This is a genomic window from Hyphomicrobium sp. LHD-15, assembly GCF_031157355.1.
Taxonomy (GTDB): Bacteria; Pseudomonadota; Alphaproteobacteria; order Rhizobiales; family Hyphomicrobiaceae; genus Hyphomicrobium_C.
The window spans coordinates 793,143-815,911 of record NZ_JAVIFT010000002.1 but is presented as its reverse complement, the minus strand read 5'-3'; the positions used below and the strand labels follow the sequence as shown (position 1 = coordinate 815,911).

The window sequence follows — 22,769 nt, the reverse complement described above, 5'->3', positions numbered from 1 at the left end:
CTGCGGTTTTCGCGTCTCACCTCACAAGCTTGAAACGATCACAGCGCCGCGACTTCGCCCCTGAAAAGGACAGGCCTTAGTACGCTCCGCGGAATAGCACGAAAACGGTGCGCGTAATGATCTCCATATCGAGCCAGATCGACCAGTTGTCGATATAGTAGAGATCGTGCTGCATACGGCTGCGGATGTCCTCGGTCGTCTTCGTCTCACCGCGGAATCCGTGAACCTGCGCCCATCCGGTCAAGCCCGGACGAACGCGACGCCGGCGCGAGAAGAGATCGAGTTTTTCCTCAAAAATCTGATCATGCGCGAGTGCGTGTGGGCGCGGCCCAACGATCGACATGTCGCCGGTCAGAACGTTGAGAAGCTGCGGAAGCTCGTCGATACTGCTGCGACGAAGGAAACGCCCAACACGCGTCACGCGCGGATCGTTGCGCTCGGCCTGCTTTACGTGCTTGCCGTCTTCCGTGACCGCCATCGTGCGGAACTTGAAAATCCGGAAGACCTGGTTGTTCTGCCCATACCGGCGCTGGCGGAAAAACACCGGACCAGGGCTATCGAGCTTGATCGCGAGCGCAACCAGCAAGAAAAGCGGCGCAAGGCAAATGAGCCCCACCGCAGCAACGACATAGTCGAGCGACGCCTTGATGAACCCATGGTTCTCGGACAGCGGCACGAGATTGACCACGTTGGTCCGAAGCTGCCCGAAGTTCCGCGATCCATGAACCACGACGGGATAGGGATCGAGCTCCGTGCAGAGCAAGAGTTCGGTCGAGTAGGAGGCCAAGCCACTAACGGCCGCCTGGATGCGCGCGGTATCCTGGGCAGGGAGACCGATGAAAACGGAATCGTAGGTCTTTTCGGCGAGTGCCGTCTTGAGCTCGGCGAGCCCGCCCTCGAACGACACCTCCGAGGAAGCGATCACCGCCGGCTTCGCGAGATAAAGACCGTCGACCACGATCGAGGGATCGGAGCTTTCGATGTCCTCCTTCATCTTCGCGATGAAGTCGAGCGTCCCAAAAATGGCCACACGCCGGATCAGCCGCCCGGCTCCGACCATGCGCCGCAGGCGCTTCTTGGCCGCCACCCGTACGGCGACAAGCATGACCGCGCTCAAGGCGAACCAGGTGAGGAACCAACCACGCGAGTACCCTTCGGCGCTTTTGAAGACGTAGAGGGTGCCGAGCAGGACCAGGAGCGACATCGTCAGCGCGCCCCACAGCTTTCCGTAGGCAACAGCCGGCTCGGTCAACGCACCGGCCTCATAGAGTCCCGCCTGTTTCATAAAGAGATAGAGCGTGACGGCCAAAAGCGGCGCCGGCAGCAGATAAAGCCAAACGGCCTGATCCTGCGCGAGGAAAAGATCAATGTAGAGGTATTTCGAGACAACGGCTGCAAATATAACAGAGCCAGCCTCCGCAAGAGCGAGAGACCTGATGAAGATATCAAACTTTAACGACGAGTGGGACCGAGACGCGCTGACCGGAGAAAGCTTACGAATACCGGCCAAGTCTGAGTCTACATGTACATTACTTTCAGCCATCGGAAATGGACCACGCAATACGATACTGACAACTTGCTGTGCCGCAAAAATCTCACGTCATACATCAAATGCAGGTTCCATGCCGAGTTCACCGCGCCGCAACATACAAACCTTCCGTCGCGCGCCGGTACTGACACGTTTGGATAATATTCCGTTACTTCAACGTTTTCGAAAGGATATTTGGAGAGATTGGTTAACGTGGGAGAGCGTAGTGCTCGATTGTGACAAAAACAAAACGGCCGATAATTAATCAGACAGCCCGCCAAAAATGGCCGTCCACGCACAAAAAGTGCGCCAACATTGCTGCGGCGCACTGTTCTGTCGCTCACCTGTCGTTCGAAGGGCCTCTAGAGACCGGAAGTCAGCAGGCTGAAGTCAGCAGGCTTGAGAGATACTGCCCATACGCACTTTTGCCGTGCTTGACGGCTGCCGCCTCGAGCCGCGCGTCATCAATGAAGCGCATGCGCCACGCCACTTCCTCCGGGCATGCGATCTTGAAGCCCTGCCGCTTTTCGAGCGTCCGCACGAATTCCGCAGCCTCGATGAGACTGTCCGGTGTGCCGGTGTCGAGCCACGCGTAGCCGCGCCCCATCAGTTCGACGGAAAGCGCGCCCTTTTCGAGATACGCCTTGTTGACGTCGGTGATTTCCAGTTCTCCGCGCGGCGAAGGCTTTAGATTGGCGGCGATATCGACGACACCCTCGTCATAGAAGTAGAGCCCGGTCACCGCCCAATTCGATTTCGGCTTCGCAGGCTTCTCCTCGATCGAGAGCGCCTTCATGGAACCATCGAATTGAACCACGCCGTAACGCTCGGGGTCGGTCACGTGATAGGCGAAAACGGTTGCGCCCTGCTCGCGGCCCACTGCCACCTTCAGAAGCTCCGGCAGCCCGTGGCCGTAATAGATGTTGTCGCCCAGGATCAAGCAGGAGCGCTGTCCGGCCACGAAGTCCGCGCCGATGATATAGGCCTGCGCAAGCCCGCCGGGATTCGGCTGCTCGGCATAGCTAAGCGAAAGCCCCCACTGCGAACCGTCGCCCATGAGCCGCTGGAAGTGCGGCAGATCGTGCGGCGTCGAGATTACGAGGATCTCCCGCACACCTGCCAGCATCAGCGTGGTGAGCGGATAATAGATCATCGGCTTGTCGTAGACCGGCAGCAGCTGCTTCGACGTGACATGCGTCATCGGGTGCAGGCGCGTACCGCTTCCGCCAGCCAGAATGATGCCCTTCATGATACCCTCGATGACTTGAAGACCTGAGTTTCCGCCTCAAACCAGCCGCTGCAGAACCGGCGCGACGGAGTTGCGCCAGGGCGGCATGCGGAAGCCGTGAACGTTCTCGAGCCGGTTGCTGTCGAGCCGGGAGTTGGCCGGACGCCGCGCTTTGGTCGGATAGTCTGCGGTGGTGATCTTTTCGACAACGATCGTCCGCCCCGTTCGTGCCCCGAGCCAATCGCAGATCTCGCCCGCGAATTCGGCCCAAGTTGCCTCGCCACCTGCTCCCATATGGAACAATCCTCTGAGATCGTCCCGTTCTGGCTGGGAAAGCACGTTGCGTGCCATCGTGAGCACGCCATCGGCGATGTCGAGCGCCGAGCTTGGTCCACCGACTTGATCGGCGACAACTCGCAACACATCGCGTTCACCAGCCAGGCGAAGAATTGTCTTGGCGAAGTTGCCGCCGAACGGGCTGTAAACCCACCCCACGCGAACCACGACATTTCGCGGCGAAACCGCAAGAACCGCCTGTTCTCCCGCGAGCTTGGAGGCGCCATAGACGCTGGCTGGCGCCGGCGCATCGGCTTCCGTCCACGGCTCGGTCTTCGAGCCGTCGAACACATAATCGGTTGAAATCTGGATCACCGGTACCCCGAGGGCAGCAGCGGCGATCGAGAGGGCGCGCGGCCCTTCTGCGTTGACGGCAAAAGCCAGCTCAGGCTCGCTCTCGGCCTTGTCGACGGCCGTATAGGCCGCGGCTGATACGATGAGGTCCGGCCGCGCCGCGCTCAACAGATCTTGGATACGCCCTGCATCCGCAAGGTCGAATTCGGGCCGGCCGAGAGCCACGATCTCCGCACCGAAAGCGGGACCGCGTTCCTGGAGCGACTGAACCAGCTGACCTGTCTTGCCGGTGACGAGGATGCGCATGAGACGCTACACGGCCTGAGCCGTGGTGCCGAGCCGCTCACCCGCGTAGACCTTGTCGCGAAGCGGACGCCACCACCACTCGTTTTCGATGTACCAGAGCACGGTTTTCTCGATGCCCGTCTCGAAATTCTCCCGCGCCCGCCAGCCGAGCTCGTTCTCGAGCCGCGAGGCATCGATGGCATAGCGGAAGTCGTGCCCAGGGCGATCGGTCACGAAACGGATCAGCTTTTCGTGCGGCTCCTCCGCCGGACGTACTCGGTCCAGGATGCGGCAGATCGTGGTCACGACATCGATGTTTCGCCGCTCGTTCCTGCCGCCGACATTGTACTTCTGCCCAAGCTGCCCCTCGCTGCCGATGAGATGCAGTGCGCGCGCGTGATCCTCCACGTAAAGCCAGTCCCTCACGTTCGTGCCGTTGCCGTAGACCGGCAGCGGCTTGCCATGAAGCGCATTCAGAATCGCCAGCGGGATGAGCTTTTCCGGGAAATGATAGGGCCCATAGTTGTTGGAGCAGTTCGAGATCAGCGCCGGGAACCCGTACGTTCGGAACCAGGCAAGCGCAAGGTGGTCGGAAGCCGCTTTCGATGCCGAATAGGGAGAGCTGGGATCGTAGGGCGTCTCTTCGGTAAAGAGCCCGCTTCCATCTTCGAGCGAGCCGTAAACTTCGTCGGTCGAGACATGCAGGAAGCGAAAGCGCGCCTTCCTGTCCGCGTCGAGGCCGAGCCAATAATGCCGCGCAGCCTCGATCAGGGTGTAAGTGCCGACAATGTTGGTCTGGATGAAATCTGCCGACCCGTCGATCGATCGATCGACATGGCTCTCGGCAGCCAGATGATAGATCCGGTCCGGCTGAAAATCCTCGAGCGCGGCGGCGACCGCGCGACGGTCGCAGATGTCGGCGCGAACGAAACGATGATTGGGCGCGTTCTCGATCGACCGCAGGCTCGTGAGATTGCCCGCGTAGGTCAGCTTGTCGAAAGTCAGAACCTCGGCCCCGACCTCCCCCACGAGATAGCGAACCAAAGCGGATCCGATGAATCCCGCCCCGCCCGTCACCATCACCCGCATTATCGCATCTCCAAACTGTCAATCAGGGCTGAGGAAACGAGTCTTAGGCGAAATCGGCCGCGCATTCGCGGAGCTTCGGCTGCACGAGATCGCGCGGCCCCACTGTGGCAGCCTCCGCGGCAACCGGCCACTCGATCCCGAGTTCGGGATCGTTCCACAAGACGCCCCGTTCGTGTGCCGGGCTGTAGACATGCGTCACGGCGTACCAAACCTCCGCATCGGGCGTGAGCGTGCAGAACCCGTGGGCAAATCCTTCCGGGATCCAGAGCTGTACATCGGTATCCGACGAAAGCTCGACCGCAACGTGCCGCCCGAACGTCGGCGACGACCGGCGCAGATCCACCGCAACATCGAGTATGGCGCCGCGAACACAGCGCACGAGTTTGCCTTGGGCGGCAGGCGCTACTTGATAATGCAGCCCCCTCACCGTACCGGCCGGCCGCGACAACGACTGATTGTGCTGGACAAACGAAGCATTCCCGATGTTGGACCTGAAAAGGTCCTCGCGGAAAAGCTCGACGAAATGCCCTCTGGCGTCGCCATGACGTTTCGGCGTGATCTTGATCACGTCCGGAATGAGACACTGCTCGAAGACCACCTGCGGCGCCTTCCTCTACACTTGCTTACCCAGCGCTAGCCTTATGCTCCTCTCCATGACTGGCGCAAGAACTGCCGCGGAATTCGGTTTATTACGAGATGGAAAAGAGCGGCGAACACACGCCGGAAAGCACTGCTCCCGGAAGTCCTTAACTCTATTGACGGTTTCGGATATAAGCACCCGGTATGGCTTGGCATACTTGGCACGGTCCGTGATGGCGAGATCGAAAAGACAAACCGCCTTGGGACAGGCTAATGGCAGCCCTGCTTCAGGCCCTGGCTTTCCGGAACCTCGATGAACGCCGAACCGATTGACCGTCATGAGTTTCGCAACCTCATGCGAAACATTGCTGGACAGGTCTCCGTTGTCGCGACCGGTACGCCGGGACACCGGAAAGGCCTCACGGCCAGTGCCGTGTGCTCGTTGACCGACTTGCCACCGACCGTGATCGTCTGCGTCAATCGTGCGGCCGCCGCCCATGACCTCATCATCGAACACGGTTTCTTTAGTGTAAATGCGCTCGCCACCGGTCAGGAAACCATCGCGCGCGTGTTCTCGGGAATGGCGGGAGCCTCCGGAGAGCAGCGCTTCGAAACCGGAGAGTGGTCTGTCGGCGTAACCGGCGCGCCCGTTCTCGCCTCTGCGGTCTGCCATCTCGAATGCCGCCTCTCCGAATATCGGGAAGCGTCTTCGCACACCGTGTTCTTTGGCCAGGTTATTGCAGGATCCGCTTCGGCCGACGCGAACCCTCTTCTCTATCATCGTGGCAGCTACATCGGATTGGAAGCGCCCGAGCGCGAAGAGGCATTCCTCGCGGCGGCTAAGACAAAATAGGACACCGCCTGTGTCGGGAAGAGACAGCTTGGAAAGCCTGACCATGGATCGCGAGGTGTCGAGCACTAGTTCTTTGTCTCCGCCGCACCTTGGAGTTGAAAGCGAAACGGCGCGCAAGGAAGCCGCACCCCACCCGTTCAAGGTGGCTTACCTCGTCAATCAGTATCCAAAGGTGAGCCACAGCTTCATCCGCCGCGAAATCCTGGCCATTGAGCGGCAGGGGGTGCCGGTCGAACGGATCGCGATCCGCGGCTGGGATGCCGAGGTTGTAGACGCCGACGACATCTCCGAACGCGCCCGCACGCGCCATGCCCTAAAAGACGGCCTGCCCCCCATTCTGAAGGCGACATGGCGAGCTCTGCTCGCCAACCCCGGGCAATTCGCCAAGGCGCTACGTGAGGCGCTGCGCCTGTCACGCGGCGCGGAACGCTCCGCGCCGTATCACTTGATGTATCTTGCCGAGGCTTGCCTCATCCTCGAGTGGATCCGCGCTGCCGGCGTCTCTCACGTCCATGCCCATTTCGGAACCAACTCCGCCGAGGTCGCTATGCTCGTCCACATGCTGGGCGGGCCCGCATACAGCTTCACGGTGCACGGACCGGACGAGTTCGACAAAGCCCACGCCCTGCATCTCGACAAGAAGATCGGCCGCGCCAAATTCGTGGCTGCCGTCAACTCCTACTGCCGCGCGCAACTCTTCCGGAGAGCGTGCCTCGCCGATTGGAGCAAGATCAAGGTGATCCACTGCGGGTTGGAAGAGGATTTCCGCGCCGCCGCGGAAGAACCTCCCCCGACCAAGCGCAGGCTGGTCTGCGTCGGCCGTCTTTGCGAGCAGAAGGGACAGCTGATCCTGCTCGAGGCATTCGCCCGCCTGCAATCGAAGATCGGTGAATGCCACCTCGTGCTCGCCGGAGACGGCGAAATGCGTGCAGAAATCGAAAGCCGCATTGCCGCGCTTGGCCTCAAAAAATCCGTCACCATCACGGGCTGGATCAGCAGCGCCGCCGTGCGCGAGGAAATTCTCGCCGCCGAAGCCCTCGTGCTGCCGAGCTTCCAGGAAAGCCTTCCCGTCGTGATCATGGAAGCCATGGCGCTGCGCCGCCCCGTCATTTCGACATATGTGGCCGGCATTCCTGAGCTCATCACGCCGGGCGAAACGGGCTGGCTGGTTCCAGCCGCGGCCATCACACCGCTGGTCCAGGCCATGGAGGAATGCCTGAGCACCCCGGCCGATACGTTGCAGCGTATGGGAGAGACGGCTTACCGGCGCGTCATTGAGCGCCACGATATCGATGTCGAGGCCGCGAAGCTGGTTCGTCTCTTTGAAAGCAAGACCGTACCGGACGAGATCGAAGAATGGCAATCCTAGAGATCGTCACGTTTGTTCTGACTTGCGCCGGCATCCTGCTGCTCATCCCGGCTGCGGTGCTGCTGATCGAGATTGTTGCCGCCGTTCTCCCGGGTAGAACCTTTCGTGGCCCGAGCGACGCCCGTCCCAGCCTCGCCGTCCTCGTCCCAGCCCACGACGAAGCTCTCGTCATCGCCGATACGCTACGCAACATTTCGAATGAGCTGTCGCCGGGAGATCGGCTGCTAGTCGTCGCCGACAACTGCACCGATGCCACCGCGGAGATCGCTGAAGCGCACGGCGCCGAGGTCATCCGACGCTCCGACACACACCTGAGAGGCAAGAGCTACGCCCTCGACTTCGGTATCCGCCACCTCGCCGACGCGCCCCCCGACGTCGTCGTCATCGTGGACGCCGATTGCCGCCTCGACCCCGGATGCCTGCGCACCATCGGCGCAAGGGCCCACGAAATCGGCCGCCCCGTGCAAGCCCACTACGAGCTGCTTTCTCCAGCCGGAAGCTCGTCTCCGGGCCGCGCCATCGCCGTATTTGCCGCCAAAACCAAAAACTACCTCCGCCCGCTTGGGCTTTACCGCCTTGGCCTACCTTGCCAACTGGCCGGAACCGGCATGGCATTTCCTTGGAAAGCCTTTTCTAAAGTCGACCTCAAATCCGGAGAGTTGACCGAAGATTTGGTGCTGGGATTGGATCTCGCGCGCGTCGGATTTGCTACGGAATTCAGCCCGACCGCCCGCGTCACGAGCCATTTCCCGACCAGCGCCGAAGGAACCAAGACGCAGCGCGCACGCTGGGAGACTGGCCATCTGACGACGATCAGGCGTCGGGTCCCAGGCCTTCTTTTCGAGGCCTTACGCACTGGAAACGTTCCACTTTTCGCTCTCGCACTGGATGCCGCCGTGCCACCTCTAGCGCTACAAGCGATGGCGCTGATGGCCGTGCTTTTCGCATCTCTTCTTGCCATCGCCTGGGGCGGTCACGCCGCCCTCGCTGTGAGCGCACTTGCCGCCGCCTTTTTCGGCATTTCCATTTTTCTAGCCTGGAAAAGCGTAGGTAGGGATAACATTACATTAACGGAATTGGCGCGCGCACCTGCTTATGTCATTTTAAAGATACCGCTATATGCTCAGATACTCCGGGGGAAACGGATATCCTGGATTAGGTCGAAAAGAGATTAGGCCAGAATGACGCTCTTAGAACGCACGCCCAATCCTGCCTTCGCATCTAGAAGCCTGAGCAATTTTCTCATGAGACGGACCGCTGATCACAGCGCGATCTCTGAGCAAAGAGACGTGTCCGAAACAGAGGAAGCGCAAAGAGAAACGCAGAACGCGGCCTCTGCGAAGGAAAACCCAACGCTCTCCTTTGGAGACCATACGAGTGCGCGAAACCTGATGAGTATTATCGCCGAGTCTGACTCACAAGCCGCAAGCATCATCGGTATCGTTGGTGCTCACCGGGGAGCAGGTGCGAGCGTTACGAGCCGCCAACTCGCCGGCGCATTTGCAAGCTTTGACCGGAAGGCCATGCTGGTGGATGCGAGCCGCGTGAATTTTTCGGCCTCAGGCGCGTCGTCTTCCGCCGCCCTTCCTTCCATATCGGATCTCGCCGAAGAGGTTCGCCCCTCGATCTCCTTCGTCGATCTGGCGAGCGCGGGAATTGATACGCCACTGCCTGCTAGCGAGCTTTCGAAAGCGCTAAAAGCGACGAGCCGGCCCGGGCAGATGATCATCGTGGATCTTCCGCCCATCGTTCATAAAACCGGACTACCCGATACCTCCGTCAGCGTTCTAGGCAGCGTCTGTGATCTCGTCTTCCTCGTCTGCCTCACCGGAGCCTTACGGCGCAACGAGCTCAGCGAATGCGTCGAGACCTGTAAGGTTGTCGGCCTGACGCTCAACGGACTGATCCTCAACGACTGGAAACTTCCGGCCAGCGGTTTACTGAACCGTTAAGGAACAACAGACGGTATTCTGGCGTGCGGGGCCAGCTTCCGAGATTAAAGAAACGACACGGCAGCACGAACTGGAGTTACCCCAGAAATGGGCATCCCGACCGAAACGCTTCGCGAGCACATCGTCTTCGTCATCGACGTCATCCGGCGCCGGTGGCTCCTGCTGTGCCTGCCCGTGCTTGTTGCCGGAATTCTCGGCGTGGTCGCGGTAAAGCTCGCTCCGACGAAGTATACCGCCACGTCCCTCCTGTTGCTTCAGGGTGCAAACCGCACGGCCGGCGGCGCCGGCCCCATCCAGCAAATGAATACGGCCGAGCAAGTCCGGGCGTTGGAAGCCTGGCTCAAGAGCGATCAGGTTCTGACCGACCTCTTGCCGCAAATGACCGACTACAAGCCGCCGAGCTCGGCCGCCGAGCTGCTGATTCAGACGCGCATTCTCGCGGCCTCCTTGTCGCTTCAGCTCGTCGGCACCTCCGTACTCGAGATCAGCTTGCAGGGCCGCCGTCCGCAAGGCCTCGGCCGAAGCCTCGAAGTCGTGATTTCCCGCCTGATGGAAGGTCTGACGGGACCGGAGCAGAACGTGCTCAGCGCGCCGCAATTCATGCTGATGCGCAGAAGCGAAGACGTCGCCCTCACGGAAAACGCTCTGATGAGCGCCATCGAGCGAGCCGGCTTCCAGACCCCGCTCCAGGTCCGGGCTGAGCTTCAGCAGCTATGGGCGATGGACCAACGGCGCACTGCGGGTCCTTCGGCCGGCGACTGGATCAGCCGCCCGGCTGTCCCTGGCAACACTCCTGAAAACGGCAAGGGAGCCGACGCGGCCGAACGCCTTCGGACTGCGATCAGCACGGACCCAAGGCTGGTTCAGGAGCTAGAGCGGCTCTATGCGTCCTACCAGATGGCGCTCGATCGGCAGGAAAGCCTCAGGAAACAGGCAAACCCGGCCCGCAGCAATTACGTGAGCATCTTCGATTCACCGGACAATCTGTTGGTGATTGGTCGCCCGAAAGATCCGATTTTCGGAGAAAGCATCGCCAAGAAACCAGCGATCGCCGGCATCCTGCTCAGCATCCTCACGGCCTGCGGGCTCGTGTTCCTCGTCGAGCTATTCGACGGCCGCCTGAGAACGCGCAAGGATCACGAGAACGTCGCGGGCCTCCCGGTCGTCGCACGGATTGGCAAGATCCCGGCCGCCAAAGCAGCTTAGAAGATTGAACTTACGGGCAACGTCCGCGCCCTTCGACGGGGCGGAGCAAGCTCGCGTCAGCAGCCCGCCTCACCCGACACGCCAGCGCGCGGATCGCTTATAACCGTTTCCCACGCAACACACTGCAGCGACTTGGCGAGTCCTTCGCCCAGCTCAGACGGATACGGCAAATCCACCGGCGTTTGCCGGTAGAGCGTCGCGAAGTGCACCAGCGCCGAGAAATAGATTCCGGCAAAGCTCGCGTGGATGTCGTCCATCGGTTTCGCGGGATCACGCAAAGCCGAAGCCCCAGCCTGCGAGATGACCTTTGGATTTGCGACCATATCCGTCATCTGGAACGGCCGGCCGTCGGGCCACTGAAACGGATTGCCCGTCGTGAGCGCTGACAACCGCTCATCCAAAGCCAAGAGCGCATTTCCGACCGGAACCGAATAGATCGGATCTTCGTTCGCGCACCCCCCGTCGGACATCGACGACCAGCCAAGACGGCTCAACCAATGCGGGGCCGCAACGGCGGGCTTACGCGCCGCATCCGCCAGTTCGTCCCATAGCACGCGCTCCGCCTTCATTTCGGCCCGCCAATCGAAAGCGCCCGACGACGCATTCGCGTTGTCCCGATGCGATCCCTGGAAGTGCACCCATGTCTGATAGAGGTAGACACGCGCACGCGGGTTGGCCTTGAGCACGGCGCAAGAAAAACGACGCAGATAGTAGGGGCTGAATTCGTTCCTCATCGTCCCGGCGAGCGGCACCGCCTCCGTGAGAACGATCGCATCGTATCGGGCCGCATCGCGCTCGAGGGTCTCACGCTTGGCGATCATTTCGCTGGCGTCCCGCGAGAAGGAATGCGGCTTCCCCCGCCATAGGGCCGAAAGCGGCGAGCCGAACAGCGTGTGATCCGTCATTGCGTAGGAAAGCTTGCGGCTCTCGGCAAACTTGCCGACGAGCGACATCAAATCGACCTGCCCCCAGCTCGACTCGGCCTTGTGCTCCATGAGACTGTGGCCGACCCAAACCACCGACAGCGTCGACGTCGGTCCAAGCCTTTGAAATCCCGGGTTCACGATTGCCGGCCCCTCTCGGTCTTCAGCGCTCGCCATATGCCAGGCTGCAGATGCGCTCGCGATCGAGGCAACGAAGAGTGCGAACAACCTCCGCAAACACCCCGAGAGCGCACCACGACGCTGCCCGACGGGAAAGAACGTCCAGCAGCTCACAGACATCGTTGCCTCTCTAGCCGATAGAAGACCGCTCCTCGGACGTGTCGCTTCCGAGCTTCGCTAGAAGATGCCGGGCAACGACACTGACGTACGGAGACTTCAGGATGCCCAGGTGATCGCCGGGCACGCTCAGCACATCAAGCTTGTTGATGACACGCCGCCAGAGATTTGTCGTGTCCGGTATCTTACTGTCCTCCGCGCGCATCAGAATGGCTTCGCCATCGTAAGGACGGGCCTTGTAGCGCCTTGCCGCGCGAAGATAGACCTCGTTACGCAAAGCCATCTGGCGTGCTTCCTCGGCAACCGCAGCATCCAAAGACGCGACGCTGACAACTCTATGGTACCGGGCCGCGGAGACGCTTTCCGATATCAGCGATTTCCCTCGCGCAAAGACCCGCGAAAAGCCAACCTCGGGCAGCCTACGGATATGATGCAGCGCCTTGAACGCGACAACCTCAAGTCGCCCCATCGGCATGATCGTATCGAACATGGCGAGGAAGGCCACCTCCTCACCCCTGCGCCGGAGCTGTTGAGCAACCTCGAACGCCAGCAGTCCTCCGAACGAGAGTCCTGCCAGGTAATAGGGCCCATTCGGCTGCTTCTTTCGGATTTCCTTGATGTAGTCCGCCGCGATGGCTTCGACGGACAGCGCCCCGTGATCGGCATCACCGTTGAGGATGCTGATCTCGCTCGGCACGAACAGCGCATATACCCGCCGGTGCGGCGCAAGGTGATTGGCGAGATCCTGATAGAGATGAATGCCGCAAATGCAGAACAGCGGCGGCGTTTCGCCAAGCTCCTGTAAAGCGACCACAAGCGGCGTCTCGGCATCGGCGCGCGCGTGCATCCCGGCAACGAGATCGGCAACCGTCGGATGCTGGAACAGCATCGGAATCGTGCAAGTCCGATCGAACTCGGCCCGCACCCGGTTGACCACCCTCACGGCAAGCATCGAATGGCCGCCAAGATCGAAGAAGTTGTCGTGCACGCCGAAATCGTCGATGCCGAGAACGTCCCGCCAGATCTCCCAGACGGCAAGCTCCTCCGATGTGCGCGGCGCCGTGATCGTGCGAGACGAAAGCGCCTGAAGCGGCAGGCTCGCGAGGCGTTTGCTATCGATCTTGCCACTCGCCAGCAGCGGCAGAGCATCGATCAGCGAAATGTGCTGGGGCAGCATGTAGTCCGGCAGGAAGCGGGAGAGATGCTGCCGGAGCGTATCCGCCGTCAGGCCCTTGCCGCGCGGCACGACATGGGCGACCAGCCGCGGATCGCCGGCCACGACCTCCCGAACCGAGACCGCCGCGCGCGCAACCTGCGGGTGGCGCGCGAGATGGGCCTCTATTTCAGAAAGCTCGATGCGGTAGCCCCGCAGCTTGACCTGCGAATCCGACCTGCCGAGATGCGCCAGTGTTCCGTCATTCAGCCAACGGGCTCGGTCGCCGGTTCGATAAATCCGGGCGTTTGCATTTTGCGGCCCCAAAGCATCGGGCAGGAACCGCTCGGCCGTAAGATCCGGGAGGTTCACATAGCCCTGGCTCACCCCGACGCCACCGATGAACAGGTCACCTTCGACCCCGATCGGACACAGTTGGAAATCGGTATCGAGAACATAGGTCTGCGTATTCGCGAGCGGCCGGCCAATCGATATGCCTCGCCCTTCGGGATCTTCCACCCTGCCGCCCGTCGACCAAACCGTGGTTTCCGTCGGCCCGTACATGTTCCAGACCTCGCCGCAGCGTGCGACGAGATCCACGGCCAGACTCTGCGGAAGCGCTTCTCCCGTGACCACCACCTTCTTGACGCTCGGCGAACCCTTCCAGCCCGCGTTCAACAGCAGATGCCATGTCGAAGGCGTCGCCTGCACGAACGACACCTTGTGAGCGTCGATCAAGCGCAGGAGCGCCGAGCCATCAACGATATCATCGCGGCCCGCCAGAACGATGGAAGCACCGACACCGAGCGGAAGCAGCGTCTCGACCACGGAAATGTCGAAGCTCAGCGTCGTAATCGCAAGAACGCGATCGGAACTCGAAAGACCGGGCTCGAGGGTTACGCTCTGAAGCAGATTGACGAGCGAGCGATGGGACACCAGCACGCCCTTGGGTTCGCCGGTCGATCCCGAGGTATAGAGGACATAGGCAGGGTCGTCACCGCGCGCATCGAGATCGTTCGGAGCATCGGCGTCGACTGAGCCCCCGTCGAACTCCGCGTCGGCCATGCACGCCGCCACGTCGAGAGCTGGAACACGCTCCATCCAAGCCCGCGACGCACTGCCTTCGCCATCCACCAGAATGAGGCTCAGCTCAGCATCGCGAACGATATATTCGAGCCGCTGCGCCGGATTGATCGGATCGAGCGGAACATAAGCCGCCCCCGATTTCAGAACGCCAAGCTGCGCCGCTAGCATCGCCGGCGTGCGCGACACGTAGAGACCGACCTTGTGTCCGCGGCCGATCCCGCGTTGGCGCAGCATACGCGCCACTGCCGAAGCTGCGCGATCGAGCGTCCGATACGACACGCTCTCGTCCTCGAAAAGGACGGCGGCCTCATCTTTCCACTTCGCAAAGGCCGGCCGCAACCAATCGGTAACGGTTTCGACTGGCAGCTCCAGATCAGGCCCACGGCCGAGTGCCAGAACCTTCGCTGTTTCCGCGCTATCCATCACGGAAAGCTGCACGACGGCTGTATTCTGGGGCGCGCGGACGACGGCCTCGAGCAGCTTCAGATAATGCGCCGCGAAACGCTCGATCGTTTCCCGCTGAAACACCTGGACGGCATATTCGAAAGAGATCGAAAAATCGTGCTCGGCATCGATCATGACCGCCAGATCGAATTGCGACGACCGGGCATCGAAATTCACGCGCGAGACATCGAGATCGGCAAAGTCGAGCTTTCCAACCGGAACATTGATCATGTTGAACAGCACCTGAAACAGCGGGGCGCGGCTCGCGTCCCGCTGGTGCTTGAGCACTTTGACCAACTGATCAAACGGCATGTCCTGATGCGCGAACGCGTCGAGCGCCGTTTCGCGCACCCGTCCGAGAAGCGCCGAAAAATCCTGCGACTTGTCGACCTCCGTACGGAAGAGCAGAACGTTCACGAACGTTCCGATCAGCGCCTCCGACCACGCTTGATTGCGCCCGGCCACGGAAACGCCGAAGGAAACATCGCTCTGCCCCGTCACGCGCTGCATCAGCACATTGAGCGCCGCCATCATCACCATCGAGAGGCTGGCGGAATGACGGGCGCCAAGCGCGGTCAGCTCGGAGATGAGCTTGGGATCGAACGGCACACGCACCTGCGCGCCACGATAGAGCTGCTGATGTGGACGCGGAAAGTCGGACGCAATCTGCAGAGGCTCCATGCCCTCAAGCAGCGCACGCCAATGGTGCTCTTCCAGCTCGCGACGGTCTCCCTCGAATGTCTGGCGCTGCCAGGCCGCGAAATCCCCATACTGCAGAGCGAGCGGCGGCAACGTCCCAGCCTCGCCAGACGCGCGCCCACGCCCGGCGCGATAGAAATGCGCGAGTTCCCGCGCGAGAACGGCAAACGACCACTGATCGCCGATGATGTGGTGCATGACGATGAGCAAGACCGCCTCATCGGGGCCGAGCTCGGCGAGGTATGCCCGAATGAGGGGGCCTTGCTCCAGATCGAACGGCTCCTGCGCAAGACGCGCAAGGTGGCGTTCCAACGCCTCGTCGGATACGCGCGCACTCGCGCCCGAAGCTTCGAGCTTGCTGCATCGAATCCGGAACGGCGTCGCCGGATGCACGCGGGCTTCGACACCCGTCGAAGTTCCCTTGAACGTGGTCCGCAAGATCTCGTGGCGATCTATGATGCGCGTGAAGGCAGCTTCGAGCGCCGGCACATCCAGAACGCCCTTGAACCGCAAGGCGAGCGGCATGTGGTAGGCGGTGCTCTCCGGAACCTGCTGCGAGACGAACCAGAAACGTTCTTGCGAAAACGACAGCGGATACCCCGCTGCCTTGCCGCTGTGCTCGACAGGCGCCGTGAGCAACGGCTTCGCGCCGCCACGCCCGGGCGCGTCGCGCAACTTTTGCGCGAGACCGGAGATGGTTGGCGCTTCAAACACCGCACGCACTGGAAGATCGGCGCCACAGGCCGCATTGAGGCGCGAAACGAGCTGCGTGGCGATCAGCGAGTTTCCGCCCATCAAAAAGAAGTCGGCATCGACATCGGCACGATCCAGATTGAGCACCGATATCCAAGCGTCGGCGACGATCCGTTCAAGCGCATCGTTCGGCCCCCGCGCCAGCTCTCCAACGCCCTTGGGAAGGCTCGAGCCGTCGCTGTATTCGCCGCCCAGATACGCTCGCTTTGCCGCCGAACGCTGCGGTTTCCCGCTGGATGTATGCGGCAAGGTTCCGCGCTTCAACAGCACGACGTCATGCACCTCGACGCCGTGCTCCGCACTCACCTCGCGCCGAATGCGATCCACGAGATCGCGCGCGCCATCGGGATCGCGGTGGCCAGCGCGCTCGGCCAAAACGACGACCGCTTCTCCTTCCGGACGCTCGATGCCGAAAGCAATGACCCCAGACGCGCGAATGGAAGGATGCGCATTCTGCGCAGTCAGCTCGATGTCGTGCGGATAGAGATTCCGGCCATGCACGACAATGATGTCCTTGAGCCGGCCCGAAATGAAGAGCTGCCCGTCGCGCACGAAGCCGAGATCTCCCGTGCGCAGGTAGCGCGGTCCCGTTCTGCCTTGGGAAGCAAGCCGGGCGCCGAACGTCTCCTCGCTGAGAGCTGGCTTGCCCCAGTAGCCGCGTCCGATGCTCGCTCCGCTGACCCAAATTTCCCCGACCGTGCCCGGCGCGCACTCCTCAGCCTGCTCCGGATCGACGACGCGAACCTCGACGCCGTCGAGAAGCTGCCCACACCCGACGAGGCTCCGCCGCGATCGAGAGGTCTCGGCCGTCGCGTCTTGTACCTGATTGTGGTCGAGAGCAGCAGCATCGAGCACCACCACCAGCGGCAGCTCATCGCCAGGCTTGATGGTGAGCGCAAGCACGGCTTCGGCCATCCCGTATGCCGGCGCCAGGCTCCGCGGACGAAAGCCGTGCGGCGCGAACGCCCGCGAGAAACTCTCGACGGTCTCTGCGCGCACGGGCTCGCCTCCGCTCGTCGCGAGCGACCACGATGAAAGATCGCCCGTCCAACCGGATTTTCGCGACAGCGCCTTCACGCAAGCGAGGAACCCCGTATCCGGCGCGCCGCTGTAGGAGATCTTGAACTTCCCGATCGCGTCCAGCCAGCTCAGCGGACGGCGCATGAAGGTCGCAGTTGGCATCAGATAGGACGTGATGCCGAGGTAGACCGGAGAGAGAACGCCTTGCACAAGGCCGAAATCGTGGAACCACGGAAGCCAGCTCAAACTACTGGTCGGAGCCTCGCTCGCCTCCACCGCACGGCTCAGTTCGGCGCAATGACACATCACGTTGGCATGGGTGAGTTCCACCCCGCGCGGATCGCTAGTCGAACCGGACGTGTATTGGAGATAAGCGAGATCATCGCCAGAGATCGCCACATCGGGAAGGCGCAGACCAGCCGAGTCGAGGGCGTCACGCGAAATCCACGGCACCGACAAATGCGCGAACTCGTCTCGATGCTCCGCCGCGGAAATGACGAGCGCAGCCCCCGAATCCTCGACAATGCCGTTGAGACGCCTGGAACCGGCATCGGCAAACTGCCGCGGCGCCGGCGCCGGCACCGGAACGAGCCCCGCAACGATGCAGGCCCAGAACAGCTCGACGCTATCGAGCCCGTTATCGAGTGCGAGCAGAACGCGATCGCCGGTTTGGCATCGCGCCGCGAGCCCACACGCGAGAGACAGAACCCGACCTTCGAGAGCCGAGAACGTAATCGCGTTTGCGACACTCAGGTCGTCGGCAAGCACCGTGTAGGCGACCGCTGCGCCGAAGCGCGCGCACTGCCGGAAAAAGAGTGCGCGCAGGTCGCGCGGTTCAGCGACGGCGGACTCAACCACCCGCACATCCATCGGCTGAATGGAGGAAGAAATTGCTCCACTCCAAAGTTTGATATGAGTCACGTTATCGCGCAGCCACTACTTGATCGACGACCGACACGCGCCACAGATTGTAGCGCTCAACTTTCAAACCCGAAGAAGAAAAGAAGTTATCTTAAAATTTTACACCCTCGATCGCGAAAGAGGAATTTACTTAGATCGCCAGTGTTAATTCAAAATAGCGACAACTTATGCTGATCATGTCCCTAACTAGGCTTCTTCCAAACCGGCTTGCAGTGCATCTGCACGACACCGAGCTGCGTATGTGGACGTGGGACCATTCTGCAGAGGGCGCGGGAAGGAATGGAAAGAGTGGGGACTGAGCGGGGGTCGGATACGACGCCCCGTATCGGAAGCGTGATCATTGGCCGCAACGAAGGCGAAAGACTGGTGTCCTGCCTTAGGTCGCAGTCTGTTTCGCCCGTGGTCTATGTCGACTCCGGTTCGAGCGACGAGAGCGTCGCGAACGCACGCAATGCCGGGGCCACGATCGTTCAGTTGTCCACCCCACCGAACTTCTCGGCCGCCCGCGCGCGCAATGCGGGCATGCGTGTCATTCTCGAGGCCCACCCGGATCTCGAATTTCTCCAGATGACCGACGGCGACTGCGAACTACGGAAGGGCTGGATCGAAAGCGCCGTTGCAGCGTTGCAGGCCAACCCCAACCTTGCCCTCGTGTTCGGCCGGCGCCGCGAACGCCATCCTGATCGATCCGTTTACAATGCGCTCTGCGACGACGAGTGGGATCTGCCGATCGGCGAGGCGGCGGGCTGCGGCGGCGATGCCCTATTCCGCGTCGCGGCCCTGAAATCAGTGGACGGCTACAACGAGACCATGATTGCCGGCGAGGATTCAGAGTTGTCCATGCGCCTGAGAAAGAAGGGATGGCACTTGGAGCGCATCGACGCCGAGATGACCCTCCACGACGTCGACATTATCCATTTTTCGCAGTTCTGGACCCGCATCCGACGCTCCGGACATGCCTACGCCGAGATGGCCCATTTACACCCGGACGCCCGCTGGCCCGATTGGCCGCGTGCCTGCCGCAGCATTATTGTCTGGGGCGCGATCATGCCCCTGGCGCTCGCGGTCTTTGTGGTGTTGGCTATCTTGCATCACCCACTTTGGTGGGTGGCCGCGGCCATCGTCCTCCTGCCTTGGCCGGTTAAGATTGGGCAACTTTTTTTCCGCCAGCTCAAGCGCGGCCTGAGCCCGAAAGTCGCTGCCGCCGGTGCCGTGCTGCTGATGCTCGGAAAAATCGCCCAGTTCCACGGGCTGGCAACCTTTCATTATGGCCGCTGGCGCAATCGTGCTTCGCCCATCATCGAATACAAAGGTCCGCGTCCGGCATGATCTAGAATTGCAGCCGGCGCGCTTCACCACCGCATACGCCGTCACATCCGCATGATTTACACTGCTCCTTCGCCCCCAATTCGGAACACTCAATGACGCAACCGCTCAAGATCGGCCTTATCGGCGCCGGTTACATCCTTCAATCACACGCTAAGGCGCTCAAGGCGACGGACGGCGTCGTACTCCACGCGGTTTGCGATCAAACGATCTCACGCGCGCAAGATGCAGCCGACCTGTTCGGCATTCCGAAAGTCTTCCAATCCCTCGACGAGGTCGCAGCCTCCGACTGCGACGCCGTGCATATCCTTCTTCCGCCGGAATTGCATATCGACACCGCGAGCCGCATGATTAAAGCAGGCAAGCATGTCTTCCTGGAAAAACCCATGGGGCTCGGATCCGCGGCTTGCCGCGCCCTCAGCGAAGAAGCGGCGGCCCGCGGCGTCAAACTCGGCGTCAACCACAACTTCCTTTTCATGCCGGCTTACGAGACGCTTCGCGATGCGATCCGCGGCGGCACGCTGGGCACTGTCGATCACCTCGCCGTCGATTGGCTCTATCAGCTGCCGCTGATCCAGTTCGGGCCGTTCGACAATTGGATTCTCGCCGCGCCCGAAAATCTCGTCTTCGAGCTTGGTCCGCACCTCGCCGCCTTCGTGATCGACCTGGTCGGCCCGGTCAGGGCAACCGCCGGCCACGCCGGATCCCCTATCGATCTGCCGGGAGGCCGGCGCGTCTATCGCCACTGGAATCTTATTGGAGAGGCCGGCCGCTCCTCAGTGGTGTTGAACCTGTCGGTTACGCCCGGGCAAAAGGATCGCAGCCTCAAGGTGCGCGGCAGCGGCGGCATCGCTCATTTTGATTTCGAGCGCGGCGTAGGCCGCATCGAGCGGACCAGAAGCGCCAATCCCATCTTCGACAACGTCATGACCGCGCGCGCCGCCGGCCACGCCCTGTCTCGCGACGCCGGACGCAGCTTCCTTCGTCATGCTCTGGCGACACTCCGCAAACAACCGACCTCCGATCCTTTCGGGGAAAGCATCGCCGGCAGTGTCCAAAGCTTCTATGCCGGTGTCAGATCCGGCACCCTGGATTCTCGCCACGACGGCATCTTCGGCGCCCAGGTCATGGAGCTGTGCGAAAGCGTCGTCGCGACCGCAAACCTCCCGCCCGACGCCCATGCGCCCCAGCCCAAGAGCACAACGTTGCCATCCGAACGGGAGCCGAGCGTTCTCGTCGTCGGCGGCAGCGGCTTTATCGGGCGGCGCCTTGTCGAACGCCTGACGAAAAGAGGCCTTGGCGTACGCGTCCTCACCCGCAATCCCGCCTCTGCGGAGATCAATCTTGCGGGGCTTGGCGTCGATATTCTGAAAGGATCGCATGGCAATCCGGCGACGCTCGAAAAGGCGCTCGCCGGGATCGACAGCGTCTATCACCTTGCCAAGGCCGAAGGAAAACGCTGGCAGGACTACATCGAAAACGACATCAACCCGACCCGCACCCTTGCCGAAGCAGCCCTCAAGCACGGCGTCAAACGCTTCATCTACACCGGCACGATCGACTCCTACGCGTCGGGCGACGCCAGTGACGTGATCACCGAGAACACCCCGCTCGACGGCAATATCGAGACGCGCAATCACTACGCGCGCTCCAAGGCGGCTTGCGAAGCGATGCTGAACGAGATGCATCGCACGCGCGGCCTGCCGCTTGTCGTCTTGCGCCCGGGCATCGTCATCGGCCAGGGCAGCCCCCCCGCGCACTGGGGCGTCGGCCTCTTCAACTCCGACACCGACGTCACCTACTGGGGCGATGGCCGCAATCCCATTCCGTTGGTCCTGGTCGAGGATGTTGCCGACGCGCTCGACCGCGCACTCGATGCGCCAGGCATCGAAGGCCACACCTTCCTTCTAACTGACGCCCCTCTCATGACAGCTAGAGATTATGTGGCGGCTATCGAAGACCGCGCCGGCGTGAAGCTCGACGCGCGGGAGGGACCCGTCTGGAAGCTGTTTGCGATCGACGCCGCGAAGGAAACCGCCAAGCACGCGATCCGCCATCCCAACCGGCGCGCAGTGAGCTTCAACGATTGGGCCGCGCGAACCCACCGGGCGCGCTATGACAGCAGCGCAACGCAGAAGGCTCTCGGCTGGAAGCCGGCGGGCAGCTACGAGCGGCTGGTCGAGGGCATCAACGCGTCCGTCGATCACTTCATGCGCTGATCGGCCAGCGACCGGCGCGCCGCGCGTTACTGCTTTTCGCCGAGTGAGCGGTTGAAAAGCGCGCTTTGACGCGCGAGATCCGACAGGAAATATTCAGGGCTCGATGAGCCTCGACCCTGAATCGCATTACGCAGCATCGAGAGCGCGGTGCCGGCGCCGAGCGCCGCATCGGCCAGCGTGGCGTAGACCACGCCGTGATGCTTGATGAAATAGCGACGCCGCGATTGGAACCAGTACGGCGCGCGCCGCTTGATCCTGCCGGCCGCGGACGTGACACCCGTGCTGGCCCCGACCAGATGCACCACGCGGCTCTGCGGCACGTACCAGCAGGTCCAGCCGTGATTGAGCGCCTGGCGGCAGAAATCCGTTTCCTCGTAGTAGAGAAAATAGTCTTCATCCATGAGCCCGATGTCGTCGAACACGGTGGTGCGGATGAGCATGCTCGCCCCAGATAGCCAGTCGTAGCGCGTCGTCTCGTCGGTCAGCGGCGGGGCAATGACCGACGACTTCAAGAGTCGGCTCACCGGACCGACATTCACGCTCGACTCAAACTCTCCTCCGATCGAGTGGAAACGGAACGCCGAGCATTGGCGCGTACCGTCCCGATGCTCGAGTCGGCTGCCGGCAAAACCTGCCTTCGGGTTTGCCTCCATGAAGGAGACCAGCGTCTTGAGCGCACCCGGCCTGACGATCGTGTCCGTATTCAACAGCCAGATGTAGCGAGGCCGTGTAGTGCGTGCGAGCTGCTCGCGGATCACGCCGTTGTTGCCGTAGCTGAACCCGCCGTTCTTCGGCATCGGCAGCATGCGCGCCCAACGCGACCAGCCGTTCTGTTCGATCGCTTGCGCGATCTCGGCACCCGAACCGTCAGGCGACGCATTATCGGCGACGACGACCTCGCAATCCGGCCAGTCCGCGATTTCCGCTTCGAGCGAACGCAGACAATCCACCGTGAGATCGCGGGTACAATAGTTAACGAGCGCAATGGCGACGGAAACGTTGCTGACCGGCTCGGAAGGCATGAATTCCACTCAAAATAGGGGTGCGTTGTGCACCGCACACACCCAACAATCTTTATCACAACAAACAGCCATCGGAAGAACGGCCTCTGTGTTTGGGTTAGCGCCATCGCGGGCGTTGGACTGGCACGCAAGATGCAACCCAAATTCTCACTGGATTGCAAAGGGGTGCGAGACCCCCGAATTCGAT

15 protein-coding genes are annotated in these 22,769 nt (G+C 61.6%); 7 read left to right on the top strand and 8 right to left on the bottom strand.

The window, feature by feature from the left end:
* Positions 1–76: 76 nt before the first annotated feature.
* From RCO24_RS10460 to rfbC, 5 genes are all read right to left on the bottom strand, one after another.
* Entirely contained in the window at positions 77–1,510 is a 1,434-nt protein-coding gene (locus RCO24_RS10460) for an undecaprenyl-phosphate glucose phosphotransferase (protein WP_308961877.1), read from the bottom strand.
* Positions 1,511–1,904: 394 nt separating this feature from the next.
* The gene (gene rfbA, locus RCO24_RS10455; RefSeq protein ID WP_308961876.1) at positions 1,905–2,777 is read right to left on the bottom strand and encodes a glucose-1-phosphate thymidylyltransferase RfbA; all 873 of its coding nucleotides are present in this window, start codon (positions 2,775–2,777) and stop codon (positions 1,905–1,907) included.
* Positions 2,778–2,813: 36 nt separating this feature from the next.
* On the bottom strand, positions 2,814–3,692 hold the full coding sequence (gene rfbD, locus RCO24_RS10450) for a dTDP-4-dehydrorhamnose reductase (RefSeq protein ID WP_308961875.1): 879 nt from the start codon (positions 3,690–3,692) through the stop codon (positions 2,814–2,816).
* Positions 3,693–3,698: 6 nt separating this feature from the next.
* Positions 3,699–4,760 (bottom strand): dTDP-glucose 4,6-dehydratase, encoded by a 1,062-nt coding sequence (rfbB, locus tag RCO24_RS10445; protein WP_308961874.1) that lies wholly within the window; start codon positions 4,758–4,760, stop codon positions 3,699–3,701.
* A 43-nt stretch (positions 4,761–4,803) separates the two neighbouring features.
* Complete coding sequence (rfbC, locus tag RCO24_RS10440; protein ID WP_308961873.1) at positions 4,804–5,358, bottom strand: dTDP-4-dehydrorhamnose 3,5-epimerase; 555 nt, start codon at positions 5,356–5,358, stop codon at positions 4,804–4,806.
* Positions 5,359–5,694: 336 nt separating this feature from the next.
* On the opposite strand from rfbC, the gene RCO24_RS10435 reads away from it, so the two are divergent.
* The 5 genes from RCO24_RS10435 (at position 5,695) to RCO24_RS10415 (ending at position 10,719) form a co-directional block, all read left to right on the top strand.
* Positions 5,695–6,192, top strand: a complete 498-nt coding sequence (locus tag RCO24_RS10435) for a flavin reductase family protein (RefSeq protein ID WP_308961872.1) — start codon at positions 5,695–5,697, stop codon at positions 6,190–6,192.
* A 10-nt stretch (positions 6,193–6,202) separates the two neighbouring features.
* Positions 6,203–7,561 (top strand): glycosyltransferase family 4 protein, encoded by a 1,359-nt coding sequence (locus RCO24_RS10430; protein WP_308961871.1) that lies wholly within the window; start codon positions 6,203–6,205, stop codon positions 7,559–7,561.
* On the top strand, positions 7,549–8,736 hold the full coding sequence (locus RCO24_RS10425) for a glycosyltransferase family 2 protein (protein WP_308961870.1): 1,188 nt from the start codon (positions 7,549–7,551) through the stop codon (positions 8,734–8,736). The genes RCO24_RS10430 and RCO24_RS10425 overlap by 13 nt, the downstream gene beginning before the upstream one ends.
* A gap of 6 nt (positions 8,737–8,742) precedes the next feature.
* Positions 8,743–9,513 carry a hypothetical protein gene (locus RCO24_RS10420; RefSeq protein WP_308961869.1) on the top strand — a complete coding sequence of 257 codons (771 nt, stop codon included), beginning with the start codon at positions 8,743–8,745 and terminating at the stop codon, positions 9,511–9,513.
* A gap of 87 nt (positions 9,514–9,600) precedes the next feature.
* Positions 9,601–10,719, top strand: coding sequence for a Wzz/FepE/Etk N-terminal domain-containing protein (locus RCO24_RS10415; protein ID WP_308961868.1), 1,119 nt, complete (start codon positions 9,601–9,603; stop codon positions 10,717–10,719).
* A 56-nt stretch (positions 10,720–10,775) separates the two neighbouring features.
* On the opposite strand, the gene RCO24_RS10410 is transcribed toward RCO24_RS10415, so the two are convergent.
* Together RCO24_RS10410 and RCO24_RS10405 are read right to left on the bottom strand one after the other, a co-directional pair.
* Positions 10,776–11,783, bottom strand: coding sequence for a hypothetical protein (locus tag RCO24_RS10410; RefSeq protein WP_308961867.1), 1,008 nt, complete (start codon positions 11,781–11,783; stop codon positions 10,776–10,778).
* 169 nt (positions 11,784–11,952) lie between these two features.
* Complete coding sequence (locus RCO24_RS10405; protein ID WP_308961866.1) at positions 11,953–17,952, bottom strand: non-ribosomal peptide synthetase; 6,000 nt, start codon at positions 17,950–17,952, stop codon at positions 11,953–11,955.
* Positions 17,953–18,348: 396 nt separating this feature from the next.
* Between RCO24_RS10405 and RCO24_RS10400 the strand changes: the two genes are divergently transcribed.
* The gene (locus RCO24_RS10400) at positions 18,349–19,344 is read left to right on the top strand and encodes a glycosyltransferase family 2 protein (RefSeq protein WP_308961865.1); all 996 of its coding nucleotides are present in this window, start codon (positions 18,349–18,351) and stop codon (positions 19,342–19,344) included.
* 92 nt (positions 19,345–19,436) lie between these two features.
* Complete coding sequence (locus RCO24_RS10395; RefSeq protein WP_308961863.1) at positions 19,437–21,560, top strand: NAD-dependent epimerase/dehydratase family protein; 2,124 nt, start codon at positions 19,437–19,439, stop codon at positions 21,558–21,560.
* Between the two features lie 26 nt (positions 21,561–21,586).
* Here the strand turns inward: RCO24_RS10395 and RCO24_RS10390 are convergent, their stop codons facing one another.
* Positions 21,587–22,582, bottom strand: a complete 996-nt coding sequence (locus tag RCO24_RS10390; RefSeq protein WP_308961862.1) for a glycosyltransferase family 2 protein — start codon at positions 22,580–22,582, stop codon at positions 21,587–21,589.
* Positions 22,583–22,769 lie beyond the last annotated feature (187 nt).